Origin of the sequence: Aeromicrobium sp. CF4.19 (assembly GCF_051262555.1) — a bacterium.
Lineage (GTDB): Bacteria > Actinomycetota > Actinomycetes > Propionibacteriales > Nocardioidaceae > Aeromicrobium.
This window is the reverse complement of the sequence record NZ_JBIMEU010000001.1, coordinates 875,184-888,273: the sequence shown is the minus strand read 5'-3', so window position 1 is coordinate 888,273 and position 13,090 is coordinate 875,184. Positions and strand designations below refer to the sequence as shown.

At 69.2% G+C, this 13,090-nt stretch carries 13 protein-coding genes; 9 read left to right on the top strand and 4 right to left on the bottom strand.

All coding sequences use genetic code 11. The annotated features are described in order from the left end of the window. Window positions 1-101 precede the first annotated feature (101 nt). Window positions 102-671, bottom strand: coding sequence for an MOSC domain-containing protein (locus ACHAAC_RS04490; RefSeq protein ID WP_435714759.1), 570 nt, complete (start codon window positions 669-671; stop codon window positions 102-104). Between the two features lie 149 nt (window positions 672-820). Between ACHAAC_RS04490 and rpsF the strand changes: the two genes are divergently transcribed. The 6 genes from rpsF to ACHAAC_RS04460 all read left to right on the top strand — a co-directional run bounded on the left by rpsF (window position 821) and on the right by ACHAAC_RS04460 (window position 5,009). After that, window positions 821-1,111 carry a 30S ribosomal protein S6 gene (gene rpsF / locus ACHAAC_RS04485; RefSeq protein ID WP_435714781.1) on the top strand — a complete coding sequence of 97 codons (291 nt, stop codon included), beginning with the start codon at window positions 821-823 and terminating at the stop codon, window positions 1,109-1,111. Window positions 1,112-1,204: 93 nt separating this feature from the next. After that, complete coding sequence (locus tag ACHAAC_RS04480) at window positions 1,205-1,735, top strand: single-stranded DNA-binding protein (RefSeq protein WP_435714758.1); 531 nt, start codon at window positions 1,205-1,207, stop codon at window positions 1,733-1,735. A 31-nt stretch (window positions 1,736-1,766) separates the two neighbouring features. Then, complete coding sequence (gene rpsR / locus ACHAAC_RS04475; RefSeq protein ID WP_435714756.1) at window positions 1,767-1,997, top strand: 30S ribosomal protein S18; 231 nt, start codon at window positions 1,767-1,769, stop codon at window positions 1,995-1,997. A gap of 14 nt (window positions 1,998-2,011) precedes the next feature. Beyond that, window positions 2,012-2,458 carry a 50S ribosomal protein L9 gene (gene rplI / locus ACHAAC_RS04470; protein ID WP_435714755.1) on the top strand — a complete coding sequence of 149 codons (447 nt, stop codon included), beginning with the start codon at window positions 2,012-2,014 and terminating at the stop codon, window positions 2,456-2,458. A gap of 54 nt (window positions 2,459-2,512) precedes the next feature. Continuing rightward, on the top strand, window positions 2,513-4,192 hold the full coding sequence (locus ACHAAC_RS04465) for an ABC transporter family substrate-binding protein (protein ID WP_435714753.1): 1,680 nt from the start codon (window positions 2,513-2,515) through the stop codon (window positions 4,190-4,192). Between the two features lie 7 nt (window positions 4,193-4,199). Continuing rightward, the gene (locus tag ACHAAC_RS04460) at window positions 4,200-5,009 is read left to right on the top strand and encodes a siderophore-interacting protein (RefSeq protein WP_435714752.1); all 810 of its coding nucleotides are present in this window, start codon (window positions 4,200-4,202) and stop codon (window positions 5,007-5,009) included. Between the two features lie 106 nt (window positions 5,010-5,115). Here the strand turns inward: ACHAAC_RS04460 and ACHAAC_RS04455 are convergent, their stop codons facing one another. Beyond that, window positions 5,116-6,423 carry an MATE family efflux transporter gene (locus ACHAAC_RS04455; protein ID WP_435714750.1) on the bottom strand — a complete coding sequence of 436 codons (1,308 nt, stop codon included), beginning with the start codon at window positions 6,421-6,423 and terminating at the stop codon, window positions 5,116-5,118. 372 nt (window positions 6,424-6,795) lie between these two features. Here ACHAAC_RS04455 and dnaB point away from each other — a divergent pair, with 372 nt between their 5' ends. After that, window positions 6,796-8,208, top strand: a complete 1,413-nt coding sequence (gene dnaB, locus ACHAAC_RS04450) for a replicative DNA helicase (RefSeq protein ID WP_435714748.1) — start codon at window positions 6,796-6,798, stop codon at window positions 8,206-8,208. 49 nt (window positions 8,209-8,257) lie between these two features. On the opposite strand, the gene ACHAAC_RS04445 is transcribed toward dnaB, so the two are convergent. Next, entirely contained in the window at window positions 8,258-8,755 is a 498-nt protein-coding gene (locus ACHAAC_RS04445; RefSeq protein WP_435714747.1) for a hypothetical protein, read from the bottom strand. Beyond that, window positions 8,752-9,813 carry a MerR family transcriptional regulator gene (locus ACHAAC_RS04440; protein WP_435714745.1) on the bottom strand — a complete coding sequence of 354 codons (1,062 nt, stop codon included), beginning with the start codon at window positions 9,811-9,813 and terminating at the stop codon, window positions 8,752-8,754. Before ACHAAC_RS04440 ends, ACHAAC_RS04445 begins: the two co-directional genes overlap by 4 nt. Window positions 9,814-10,613: 800 nt before the next feature. On the opposite strand from ACHAAC_RS04440, the gene ACHAAC_RS04435 reads away from it, so the two are divergent. Together ACHAAC_RS04435 and ACHAAC_RS04430 are read left to right on the top strand one after the other, a co-directional pair. Continuing rightward, complete coding sequence (locus ACHAAC_RS04435) at window positions 10,614-11,363, top strand: IclR family transcriptional regulator (protein WP_435714744.1); 750 nt, start codon at window positions 10,614-10,616, stop codon at window positions 11,361-11,363. Between the two features lie 84 nt (window positions 11,364-11,447). Then, window positions 11,448-12,902, top strand: coding sequence for a sodium:solute symporter family protein (locus ACHAAC_RS04430; RefSeq protein ID WP_435714742.1), 1,455 nt, complete (start codon window positions 11,448-11,450; stop codon window positions 12,900-12,902). Window positions 12,903-13,090: the final 188 nt, after the last annotated feature.

Sequence of the window (13,090 nt, the reverse complement as noted above, 5' to 3'; positions counted from 1 at the left end):
TCCTCGATCTGCACGGGTTCTTTCCCGTGCAGATGAAGGAAAGCCGTGCAGCTGTGCTGGTTCCCATGTCGACCTGGGAATCTTGGGACCAGGGGGGCGGGTCAGCGGGCAGCGTCGAGGGCGCTGCGCCGCAGGGCGGTGAGCTCCTCGGGACCGAGGCGCTGGACGTCCAGCAGCCGCACGGCCCCGAGACGCAGCTCGCCGTCGTCCAGCGGCTCGCAGCGGATGCCGGCGTGGCCGCGCATCGCCCGGTGCGCGCCGTCGGCGTAGGCCCCGTTCATCCACGCGCACGGGTTGGCGCGGGTCAGCGAGCGGAAGCGGATCGGCCCGGCTCCGCCGTCCAGGGTGAACTCGGTGTGCACGAGGTCCTCCACGTCCAGGCCGCTCGTGACGACGTTGCGCCGCGCCAGCACCGGATCGAAGGGCGCAGCACCGCGAGGGAGGGGGCCGAGCTCGTCCTGCAGCCGCTCGACCGACTCCCGCGCGATGAACGACACCGACGCGAAGCGGTGCCGCGTCCCGAAGTAGCGGTCCCCGACGAGGCCGCGGTGTGCGCGCACGATCACGCGGTCCGTGGTCTCGGGCCCCACGACGGGCTTGGGCCCGTCCGCCGGCCGCCCGTCGTAGCGATGGCGCGGCGAGACCAGCAGCGTCACGATCCGTCCGTCCACACCCCGACGCTACCGGGCCTCGGACCGGATTTGGACTGCACCGCCGGGCACGGATAGACTCTCCAGGTTGCCCGCCCCCAGACGGCGGGCCGACTCTCCTGCTGCGGATCGTCCGCAGCCGTCCAGACCGAAGGAGGGCGCACGTGTCGTTGCGTCAGTACGAAGTCATGGTCATCCTCGATGCCAGCCTCGATGAGCGCACGGTCGCTCCGAGCCTGGAGACCTACCTCAACGTCGTCACGAACGATGGCGGCACCGTCGAGAACATCGACGTGTGGGGCAAGCGTCGCTTCGCCTATGAGATCAACAAGCAGAACGAGGGCATCTACGCCGTCCTCGAGCTCACTGCCACGCCGGACACCGTCAAGGAGCTGGATCGCCAGCTCGGGCTCAACGAGTCCATCGTCCGCACCAAGGTCATTCGCCCCGACGTGAAGTGATCCGCCGCCGCAGGTTGTGGACAGCGCCGACGCACTGTCAGCGGCCTGCGGTTCCATGGAGTCAGACATCATCCACCTGAAAGGCTGAGCCTCATGGCTGGCGAGACCCCCATCACCGTCATCGGCAACCTCACCGACGACCCGGAGCTCAAGTTCACGCCCTCCGGCGCCGCGGTCGCCAACTTCACGGTCGCCTCGACGCCACGCACGTTCGACAAGCAGACGAACGAGTGGAAGGACGGCGACGCGATGTTCTTCCGTTGCGCCGCCTGGCGTCAGATGGCCGAGAACGTCGCGGAGTCCCTGCAGAAGGGCCACCGCGTGATCGTCCAGGGCAACCTGCGCATCCGCAACTTCGAGCGTCAGGACGGCTCCCGTGGCACGAGCGTGGAGATCAACGTGGACGAGGTGGGCCCCTCGCTGAAGTGGGCGACCTCCAAGACCACGAAGGCCTCGCGCTCCGGCGGCAGAGACTTCGGTGGTGGCGGATCCGGTGGCGGGGCCCCGCAGGGCGGCGGCAACGCCAACCCGTGGTCCAGCCAGCCGCAGCAGTCCGGCAACGCCGGTGGACAGTCCGACGCCTGGGGCGGCGGTGGCGCAGCCTCCGACGAGCCCCCCTTCTAAGACACCCCTTAACACCTGGAGCACCAACATCATGGCCAAGCCAGTCATCCGCAAGCCGAAGAAGAAGAGCAACCCGCTCGCTCGCGACACCACGATCGACTACAAGGACACCGCGCTGCTGCGCAAGTTCATCTCCGATCGCGGCAAGATCCGCGCGCGCCGCGTCACCGGCGTCAGCGTCCAGGAGCAGCGTCTGATCGCCAAGGCGATCAAGAACGCCCGCGAGATGGCGCTGCTGCCCTACACGTCCACCAACCGCTGAGGGAGGAACTCACCATGAAGCTCATCCTCACCCACGAGGTCTCCAACCTCGGCGAGCCCGGCGACGTCGTCGACGTCAAGGACGGCTACGGCCGCAACTTCCTGCTGCCGCGCCACTATGCCATCCGCTGGACCAAGGGCGGCGGACGCCAGATCGAGTCCATCCGGGCCGCCCGTGACGCGCGCGCCGTGCACGACCTCGAGGAGGCCCAGCAGATCAAGGGCCGCCTGGAGGCCGAGCCGGTCAGCGTCAGTGCCCAGGCGGGCGAGGGCGGACGGCTCTTCGGTGCCATCACGCTCACCGACATCGCCGCGGCCCTGGAGGCCGTCGGCGGCGCGGTGGACAAGCGTCGCATCGAGGTCGGCAACCCGATCAAGTCGCTCGGCACCCACGACGTCACCGTGCGGGTCCACTCCGAGGTCGTCGCCCAGGTGCGCCTCAACGTGGTCGCCGCCAAGTAGGACTCCTGACGCACGGGGCCCGGGGCACCCCGGGTTCCGTGCGTCTGTCGTCTCATGACTCCCCGCCGCCTGCTCGTCCTGCTGAGCGCCCTGCTGCTGCTCGGTGGCTGTGGCCTGTTCGGGGGCGGGGAAGGCTCCGCCGACCAGACGCCGGGTGCCGGTCCGGACCCCGACGAGCTTCCACTGACGGGCTGGAGCGACGTCCCCGCCGACGAGGTCGGTGACGGGGGGACCCTGCGCCTGGCCGTCGGCACCGTCCCGGCCACGTTCAACCCGGCACACGCCGACGCCGGGACCAGCTTCGGGACCTCCGAGCTCGAGCGGCTCCTGGGCCCGACGAGCGGCAGCGCCGTCCGGATCACCGAGGACGGCGGGTGGGAGGTCGATGAGAACTACGCGGAGTCCGTCGAGGTCGTGCAGGAGGACCCGCTGACCGTCCGGGTTCGGCTCAACCCCGACGCCGTGTGGGAGAAGGGCAGCCCGATCACGGCGGCGGACATGCGCGCCTACTGGCAGGCCATGAACGGCTCGGGCGACGCCTACCGGGTCTCCTCGACCGAAGGCTTCGACGACATCTCCTCCGTGGAGGAGGGCGACGACGAGCTCGAGTATGACGTCACGTTCGAGCGGGCGCGCTCGGACTGGCCACGGTTCGTCTATCCTCGGCTGCCGAGCAGCATCAGTGCCGACGCCGAACGCTTCAACGAGGCCTACACCGAGCAGGCGGTCCCCTCCAACGGCCCGTTCGTCATCACCGGCATTGATCTGGAGACCGGCACCGTCACCCAGGAGCGCAACCCCCGCTGGTGGGGGCCGGCTCCGCGGCTGGAGGCCATCCAGTGGCGCGTCGCCGCGCTCGACGTCCAGGCCGAGGCCTACGACGCCGAGGAGCTCGACGTCATCGATGTCGACTCCGAGACCGCGGGCGGGGTCGATGCCGAACGGCTGCGACGCGCCGCCGGCTCGCGATGGTCGCACCTGACGCTCAACGCCGGTGGCGGACCGCTGGAGGACCCTGACGTGCGCCGAGCCGTCGCCCTCGCGCTGGACCGTGAGGAGATCGCCACCGACGGGGTCGAGGGGCTCTCCACCCCGGCGCGGGTAGCCGGCAGCCTGTTCACGGTCCCGGGCCAGCAGGGGTACAGCGACGCTGCGGGGGAGGTGCTCGGGCGCGACGTCGAGCAGGCCCGGGGGCTGCTGGAGGGTGCCGGCTACGAGGTGGGGGAGGAGACGACCCGCGACGGGGAGCAGCTCACCCTGACCCTGCCCGTGCCCGAGGACAGTCCCGGCGTCGAGCGTCGCGCCGAGGTCATCGCCGGAGACTTGGCGGAGATCGGCATCGCGGTGGAGAGTCCGCGCGTCCCGCTGGAGGACTTCTCCGAGGCCGTCCTCGTGCCGCTCGACTTCGACCTGGTGACCTTCTCGTGGGACGCCTCGGTGCTGGGCGTGGAGTCCGCACAGTCACGGTTCCGCCCGGTCGACTCACCGGCGAACCTCACGGGCGTGGAGTCGGGCCGGGCCGGCACCTGGTCGGAGGTGGCGGGAGCTCTCGACGACGAGAACCGCCACGAGGCCGCGACCGAGCTCGACACGGCACTGCTGGAGCGCTTCGTCATGGTGCCGCTGGCGGTGCAGCCGAGCGTGATGGCGGTCCGCGAGAACGTCGTCAACCTCGGGCCGTCGTCGTTCGAGAAGCCCGACTACACCGTCGTCGGCTTCTCCGCGCAGGACTGAGCCATCGGTGGCCCGGTCCCGCAGGGAGAGCGCGACGATCGGCGCCGTCGTGCGTGAGCTCGAGGTCGCGCGCGTCCACGACGTCACGGTCGGCATGCGGCGGGTGACCCTCACCGGGGAACGGCTCGGCGCCGGCGAGGTCGACGGCGTGGCCGTGCCGGCGTTCAGCACGCCGGGCTTCGACGACCACGTCAAGGTCCTGCTGCCCTCGCCCGGCCATGATCGCCCCGTCCTGCCGGTGCAGGAGCCCGACCGGCTCGACTGGACGGCCGGTGGCGTGCGGGCGATCCATCGTGACTACACCCCGCGCCGCTGGGACCCGATCGCGGGCGAGCTGGACCTGGACTTCGTGCACCACCCCGGTGGCCATGCCGCCTCGTGGGTGGGCGCCGTGCGACCCGGGGACCCGGCCTGGATCGTCGGCCCGACGATCACGGCGTCCTTGCCGCACGGGGTCGACTGGCTGCTCGTGGCGGGGGACGAGACGGCCCTGCCCGCCATCGGACGGTTGCTGGAGGAGCTCGGGCCCGAGCACCGTGCCCAGGTGTTCGTGGAGGTCGCCGACGCCGATCACGAGCAGGACCTGCAGACCCGCGCGGACGTCGACCTCACCTGGTTGCACCGCGACGGCGCCGCTCCCGGCTCCACCGACCTCCTGCCCCGCGCGGTCATGGCCGCGGAGTGGTGGGGCGGTGAGGTCTTCGCCTGGGTCTCGGGGGAGTCCTCGATGCTGCGCCCCATCCGCCAGTACCTCAAGACCGAGCACGCCGTCCCCCGCGACTGCCTCGACCTCACCGGCTACTGGCGCCACCGCTGACCGACCCCCCGGATGTCGGTTTACCACGGTCCCTCGGTGAGCTGACACTTCCCCACGGATACTTCCCGCGGGATGTGAGGGTTTGCCGAGGGGTCATCGCTGACCGTCAGGCGCCGAGGACGAGCCAGGTGTCACCGCGCTGGCGCCACCAGAGCGTGGCCAGGCGGGCCAGCTGGAAGCCGGCGTAGGCGGCCCAGAGGCCGACGAGCCCGGTGCCCAGGGCCTCGGCACCGATCGCGAGCGGCACGTAGGCGAGCAGCACCAGGACTCCGGCCCACGCCAGGAAGACCCCGTCACCGGCACCGATGAGCACGCCGTCGAGGACGAAGACGACCCCGGAGACCGGTTGCACCAGGGCGACGACGAGCAGTGCGGGCACCAGTGCCTCGTGCACGGCGACATCGGGCGTGAACCAGGGCCCGAGGAAGGGCGCCAGGGCAGCGAGGAGCGCCCCCGCGACGACCCCGGACCCGATGCCCCAGCCGATCATCCGGCGGGTGAGGGCTCGGGTGCCGGCAGCGTCCCCGGCTCCCAGGGTCCGGCCGGTCAGGGTCTGCCCGGCGATCGCGATGGCGTCCATGGCGAAGGCGAGGAAGGACACCAGGGTCGTGGCCACCTGGTGCGCGGCCAGGGGAGCGTCGCCCAGCTGGGCGGCCAAGGTGGTCGCGAGCAGCAGGGCCGTGCGCAGGGTGGCCGTCCGGGCCAGCAACGGCAGCCCGGCACGCGCGGCTCGCAGGACCCTCAGCACCCGGGGCGTCGACCCGGCTCCGGCACGTCGCGCGCCGCGCACGAGGACGAGGACCAGCCACACGGCCGCCACCCACTGGGCCACGACGGTGCCGAGCGCGGCCCCGGCGATGCCCTGGTCGAGACCGTGCACGAGCCAGGTGCTCAGGGCTGCGTTGAGGACGTTGGCGACGATCGAGACCACGAGGGGTGTGCGCAGGTCGAGCACTCCGCGCAGGGCACCGGTGGCCGCGAGCATGATGAGCATGGCGGGCACGGCGGCCGCACTGAGACGCAGGTACGTGGTGGCCTGGTCGGCGACGTCGGGCGAGTCGGCAATGACCTCGACGATCGGCCTCGCCCCGACCGCCAGGCCGACGGCGAGCACCGCCCCGAGCGCCGCCGCGAGCCAGACACCCCCCATCGCATCGAGGTAGGCCTCGTCCTCGCGACCGGCGCCGTGCAGACGACCCACGCCGGCCGTCGTGCCGTACGCCAGGAAAACGCACAGGCCGACGACGGTCAGCAGGATCGTCGAGGCCACCGCCAGGCCGGCGAGTGGGGTGGTGCCCAGCCGGCCGACGATGGCGGTGTCGGCCAGGAGCATGGCGGGCTCGGCCACCAGGGCCACGAAGGCCGGCAGCGCGACGGCCGCGATCTGGCGATCCACGGGGGAGAACAGGCTCATCGAAAACCCTCATCCTGTGGATGACGGTGTGCTAAGAGGCCGGAGTCGACATGTCGATCAGTCCGCGGTGTGGGTCGAACAGCCAGAAGATTCACTGTGGCTCCACACCGGTGCACGGACGTCTTCGCAGGTCAGAGGGCATGAGGGGGGACAACTTTCTTGGTCGTCCACAGTGCTGTCCACGGACTGTGCACAGTCCCGTCGGCGTTTTCCACACCCTGGATGATGTTGTCCCCAGGGGGTGTGGGGACAGGACTTCCCTCAGCGCTCGCACGGCTCTAGTGTGACGCGTCGGCGCGGCGCCGAATGGCGTGCCCGACGTTGTCGGTCCGCGCCCGTAGCGTGAAGTCCATGGAGAGGAGAGCAGGCCCAGTGAGTGTGGCGGACCTGTACGAGCCAGCACCGGAGCCGAGCGACGATCAGGCCTCGGCAGCACGGGTCCCACCGCAGTCCATCGACGCCGAGCAGAGCGTCCTCGGGGCCATGCTCGTGAGCAAGCAGGCCATCGACGTCGCCGGCGACGTCCTCGATGGCCGCGACTTCTACCGCCCGGCGCACGAGCTGGTCTTCGAGACCATCACCTCGCTCGCGGGACGCGGGGAGCCGGCCGACGCCATCACGGTCGCCGCGGAGCTGCAGCGTCGCGGTGAGCTGACCCGCGTCGGTGGGGCCCCCTACCTGCACACCCTCGTGGCCGGCGTGCCGATCGCCTCCAACGCCGACTTCTACGCCGAGATCGTCCGGGAGAAGGCCGTGCTGCGCCGGCTCATCGAAGTCGGGCAGAAGATCGCCGGGCTCGGCTGGGCGGAGACGGGCGAGATCGCCGAGCTGGTCGACCGGGCCCAGGCCGAGGTCCTGGAGGTGGACGGCTCTGCCGCCGTGGACGACTTCCGGGCCGTCTCCGCGCTCATCCCCGACGCCATCCAGGAGATCGACGACATCCAGAACCGCGACGGCGAGATGGCCGGCGTGGGGTCCGGTTTCCCGGACCTGGATCGTCTGACCACCGGCTTCCGGGGCGGTCAGATGATCGTCGTCGCCGCCCGACCCGGCGTCGGCAAGTCCACGCTCGGCCTGGACTTCGTCCGCGCCGCCTCGATCGCCCAGGGCAAGCCGTCGGCCATCTTCAGCCTGGAGATGACGGGCGCCGAGATCGCCATGCGTCTGCTCTCGGCCGAGGCCCGTGTCGCCATCCACCACATGCGCGGCGGCGGCATGACCAACGCCGACTGGGACGCCATCACGCGGGCGATGCCCCGCGTCAACGCCGCCCCGATCACGATCGACGACTCGCCCAACATGACGATGCCCGAGATCCGCTCCAAGGCGCGACGGATCAAGAAGCAGCACGGCCTGGAGCTCGTGGTGCTGGACTACCTGCAGCTGATGACCTCGGGCAAGAAGGTCGAGAACCGCCAGGTGGAGGTCTCGGAGTTCAGCCGCGCCATCAAGCTCCTGGCCAAGGAGCTCGACGTCCCCGTGATCGCCATCAGCCAGCTGAACCGAGGCTCCGAGCAGCGCACGGACAAGACGCCCCAGCTCTCGGACCTGCGCGAGTCGGGATCGATCGAGCAGGACGCCGACATGGTCATGCTGCTCAACCGCCCCGACGCGCACAGCGCCGGTGAGTCCGAGCGCCCCGGCGAGGCCGACATCATCCTGGCCAAGAACCGCTCCGGCCCCGTCAACCGCGTCGCCGTCAGCTTCCAGGGCCACTACTCCCGCTTCACCCCTATGGCCCGCGACGCCGAGGCCCCCGGCGCCGCCGCCGGCGAGTTCTACTGAGCTGTCGTGTTGTCGTTCGCTGCGCTTTGACGCAGATCCACCAGGCGATCTATCTCGCTGGTCCCCAGGCGTTGCTGCGCGGGGCGGTGTCGTGCTGGTTGATCGCTGTCTCGACCTCGGTGATCGCGGTGCGGATGAGATCGCCGTACTCGTCAGCTGCGAGTGCTCCTGCGTGTCCCTTGGCGGCGGTGATGTGCTCGCTGGCGAGGTCGAACGCGCCGAGTCTGCGGTAGCCGTCGGCGAGGTTGAGATGGAGCGACGGGTAGAAGCCGGCGATGTGCAGGCTGGCGTGGTGTTCCTGGACGCGGTGGTCGGTGACGGCTTCGGCGGCGTCGTAGGCGCGGATGTCCCATGCAAGGGCGGCGGCGGGATCGTCGTGGAGGTCGGCCAGAAAGTGAGCAAGGGTGCATCGGTGTAGCGGATCCCCGGTGACTCCGACATCGCCCCACAGTGAGAGGAGCCGCTGTCGTGCTGAGTCGATCTGGCCCTCGCGCCCTGCCGCGACTGCTTCGGTGATGGCTTTCATGGTGGGGTCGGGAGTGGTCATGGCGTTCCTCTGCTGGAGTGGTCCGGATCGACGGGCATGGCGAGGGTGGTCAGGTCCCCGGCGTCCGCTGACCTGATGGTTGCGGGGAGCTCGGCGCTGCGGAGGTCGAGCATGATGTCTGGGCCGAGGGCGCTGCTGATGGCCGGGTAGAGCGTGGTCAGCGCGAACACCACCGTGAGTGCGGGTCCGTCGACAGCGCTCGTGAGGGTGATGTCAGAGCCGTCATCACTGGAGACCAGGATGCCGGTGTGGTCGACCTGCAACCGGACGACCGTGTGGTTGGACTGCTGCTCGAGGACCTCCAGGAGGGCGTCGCGTCGGATGGTCGCCCTGGTGGTGACCGGATCGAGGGCCGAGAGCAGCAGGCGGTGGTCGGGGTAGTCGCCAGGGAGGAGCCGGCAGTGCCGGGAGGTGTGGTCCGGCAGCGTGAGCCAGGCATCGTGTGTAGTGGTCTCGAGGTGCACTGCGGTGCTGCGCCGTGCTTCCTGCAGGACGCCGCGCAGGTCGTCGCTGTGCAGGGTCCCTCGCCACGTCTGGCCGTAGAGCGCCACCGGGACGAGGGTCCGGGTGGAGAGGCGGTAGCGGTCGGTCGCGGTGAGCGTCACCGTCTCCTCCTCGGCCTCGAGGCGCAGCCCTCTCAAGATCGGTGGATCCCCGGGTGAAGCGGTTGCCGTCAGCACCTGCTCGATCGCGGCGGCCATGGAGGGTCCGTGCACGGTCGCGATCCGTGCGCGCGGTGAGGATGTCAGCGATTCCTTGACGGCGGCGGCAGTCAGCCGAGCCTCGTCGACGCTTCTGATGGCGGCGTCGATGTGGGCGTCGATCAGCGTGGCAGCCTGTGACGGGTCACGGCTCAGGAGCTCGCTGATGGCAGCCAGGGGCATGTCGATCTCGCGCAGCCGGCGAATGGTGACGCCTTGGCCCACCTGGTCGTCGCAGTAGTAGCGGTAGCCCGACGTGGGATCGACCTCCACGGGTGGCAGGAGTCCGGCGTCGGCGTAGAAGCGAACCGCGCTGACCGTCAGCCCACAGCTGTGGGCGAACGCTCCGATCGACATCCGGTGAGAACGTGGCACCTCGTCATCATGAAGCCTCAAGCAGCCTGAGACTCAAGCCAAGGCCCCGCGCGGGAGTCCCGCTGCCGATCCACCGTGAAGATCAGACACCCCTACGCAGCGACGGCGATCGGTGCAATCTCGCCCGGTGATTCTGTGCAATCGTCACCGCGCACCGACAGAGCGTCTTGTCTGTCGCTGTGCAAGGCAGATGGCAAGCGGCACTTGACGGTCGAAAGACCCGGGCAGGTCTCACTCGACCTAGCGATGCGGCAGTTTCGGTGACCCACGCAGCCGATGGATCCCCGCCGTAGCAAGAGATGGAGGGATCGCCCCAACGGCCTCCTGGAGTCTTCATCGACGTTCCAGGCTGCCCGAGATCGCCAGCGACGTTGCCGGGGGCGAATGCCTTGGGCCGGAGTCGAATGGGGCCCTGCCTATTGACATCTGCCGAAGACGCACGATCATTGCAGGATCGGAAATAGATCCAGCGTTGCGCATAGAGAGATGTCTGCTTTGAGCTCACATGGTCACCACATCGGAATAACATCGCGCCGGCGGTTTGCGGTACAGCAGCTTGACGCCGACATCGTCTGGGTCAACGCGGTGCATCGGCTTCATCCAGGAGTTCCCTACGGCGGGCGCCGTCAGTCCGGCCTCGACACCGAGATTGGCACCGGGGCGCGGCACGAAGGCAGGCAGCCCAAGACCGTGTGGCAGGGCTGGAGTTCCCCGTGGGCGTGACTTCCAAGAAGGAACCAGACGTCCAACCCCCGCTGGGCGACGGCGCCCCCTTGCGGACCGTGGACCGCGCCTTGCAGCTGTTGACGACTTTCGACAGTGCGCATCCACAGTGGCGGGCCAGGGATCTGTCCCGGCAGCTTGGTTGGGACAAGTCGGTCACGCACCGGATCTTGACGACCCTGACGCGGCGCGGCTTCCTGCTGGTCGACTCCCGCACCCACGCCTACCGTCTCGGACCTGCGGTGTACCACCTCGGGCAGCTCGCAGCGAGGGACAACCCGATGGTTCCGATGGTGCGTCCGACCCTGCACGAACTGGCGATGCGGTGCGGGGAGACGGTGCTGTTCACCGTGCCCGACGGAGACGAGGCACACTGCGTGGCCGCCGTGGAAGGACCCTCACCGATTCGATACTCCACCCGCGCCGGGTCGAGGGTGCCCGGACATACTGGCGCAGGCGCCAAGGTGCTGTTCGCCTGGCGAAGTGAACGCGAGCAGCGCAGGCTGTTCGGTGGCCGGACCTTGGCTCGCTACACCGATCACACCATCACCGATCTGGACCTGCTTGTCGCCGAGTTCGCGAGAGTCCGGGACGCCGGCGTTGCAGTCAGCGTCGGCGAGATGGACCCCGATGTGGGTGCTGTGTCGGTGCCGGTGTGGGCCGGGCACACCACCGTGGTGGCCGCGCTGAGCGCAGTCGGGCCGCTGGCGCGGGTGCAGCGCGAGACCACGCAACTGAAGGAGGCGTTGGCAAGCGCCGCCACGGAGGTGTCGGACCGGCTGACCGAGCACGACGCCGTGACGGCTTAGCCCCGAGACCGCCCAAGACGGCTCCTCCTTGTCCGGGAGTCGTCTCGCTTCTCCCCTCCCAACCACGCGCAGAAGGAATTCATCATGGAGAACTCTGTCATCATCGTGGTGGCATTCGTCGCCTACTTCGTCCTCGTACTCGCACTCGGGCTCTACCACAAGCGAGACATCTCCACACAGGAGGATTTCTCGGTAGCCGGACGCAACGTGTCATTTTGGCCGCTGGTCGGCACCGTCGTCGGCACCAACATCGGCGGCGGCACACTGATCGCTGTCACCGCGGGCGCCTACGAAACCGGGCTGTCAGCCGCGGTGCCGTTTCTGTCTGCGTACTTCTTCATCATGATCTGGGCACTGCTGTTCGTCCGCTACATCAACCGGATCCGGCAGTTCACACTGCCCGACTTCTTCGCACTTCGGTTCGGTGAACGGGTCCGCGTGCCATCCGCGATCTTCACGATGAGCCGCTCGATCATTCTGACTGGCATGCAAATCCTCGCCATGGGCGGGGTGATGTCGGTCGTGATCGGCTGGCCGCTGGAATTGTCGATGGTCGTATCCACGGTGGTCACCGTCGTCTACTGCCTGATGGGTGGGATGCGCTCGGTGATCGTCACCGACGGGCTGCAGACCGTGCTGCAGACCCTCGGCCCGGTCGTGCTGCTGGTGCTGCTGTTCGCGCAAGTCGGCACCGCCCCGATCACCGCTCCGTCCGTGCCAGACACATGGTCGATATCGGCGACCGGCTGGGGGGTGTTCTTCGGACTGGTGGCCGCATCGGGCCCCTACTACTTCATCTACCAGCCGATGTGGCAACGCACCTATGCCGCCAAGGACGAAGACACCGCCTACCGGGGCATGACCATCGGCACCATCCTGTCCTTTTTCAGTCTGGTGCTGCCGATCCTGATCGGCGTGCTGGCCCGCGATGTGGTGCCTGGCAACGTGGACCCCGCCCAGGCGCTGCCACACCTGTACCTGCAGGAGATGCCAACGTGGGCAGGCGCTCTGTTCGCGGTGTCGCTGGTCGGCTCGATCATGTCGGTGCTGGACTCGATGGTCCTCGACGCCACTGCCAACTTCGTCCGCGACATCTACCAGAAGCGAATGGGAGTCGTCGACGAGGTCAAGCTCGTCCGCGCCGGTCGGGTGTGCACCGTGGTGGTCTGCGCCGTCGGACTGGCGATGGCGTTCACCATCACCGACCTCGGCCAACTGTTCGTGCTCGGCAACGCCCTTGCCACCGGAGGCCTGTTCGTCGTCGCCGTCGCTGCATGGGCCTCGCGACGCGCGACCGCCACCGGCGCATGGTCGGCGATCGTCCTGGGCGGCGGCGCCACCGTTGCCGTCGCGGCAGCCTCGTGGCTGCTGCGAGGCGATCCCGCAGTCGGGTTCTTCGGCATCACCCCGGTCTACGCGGCGTTCATCGTCGGTGCCCTCGCGCTCATCGTCGGATCCCTCATCTCGTCGCCGGCACCCGAGGAAGACCCAGACTCCACCCTGTGGTCGCAACAGCTGGCGCGGCGGCGGGCCAAGTGAAGGCGGGTGCGCCGTATCCACGCCGAGAGGCCACGCCACCCACAGGCCCTCCCGCCGTTCGAGACGCATCCTCGACCGCGCATCCTGGCCCGGACGACAACAGGAAGAGACTCACATGACCACGTCCCCCGCGACCGGGTCGCGCCCCGGCGGTGACATCACCCCCGAGAGCGTGTCCGGACTACCGC

What these genes read in the sequence shown, in the direction of transcription:
- ACHAAC_RS04480 (WP_435714758.1), top strand. Translation starts at nt 1,205, where the DNA reads ATGGCTGGCGAGACCCCCATCACCGTCATCGGCAACCTCACCGACGAC.
- rpsR (WP_435714756.1), top strand. Translation starts at nt 1,767, where the DNA reads ATGGCCAAGCCAGTCATCCGCAAGCCGAAGAAGAAGAGCAACCCGCTC.
- rplI (WP_435714755.1), top strand. Translation starts at nt 2,012, where the DNA reads ATGAAGCTCATCCTCACCCACGAGGTCTCCAACCTCGGCGAGCCCGGC.
- ACHAAC_RS04465 (WP_435714753.1), top strand. Translation starts at nt 2,513, where the DNA reads ATGACTCCCCGCCGCCTGCTCGTCCTGCTGAGCGCCCTGCTGCTGCTC.
- ACHAAC_RS04455 (WP_435714750.1), bottom strand. Translation starts at nt 6,423, where the DNA reads ATGAGCCTGTTCTCCCCCGTGGATCGCCAGATCGCGGCCGTCGCGCTG.
- ACHAAC_RS04445 (WP_435714747.1), bottom strand. Translation starts at nt 8,755, where the DNA reads ATGACCACTCCCGACCCCACCATGAAAGCCATCACCGAAGCAGTCGCG.
- ACHAAC_RS04440 (WP_435714745.1), bottom strand. Translation starts at nt 9,813, where the DNA reads ATGTCGATCGGAGCGTTCGCCCACAGCTGTGGGCTGACGGTCAGCGCG.
- ACHAAC_RS04430 (WP_435714742.1), top strand. Translation starts at nt 11,448, where the DNA reads ATGGAGAACTCTGTCATCATCGTGGTGGCATTCGTCGCCTACTTCGTC.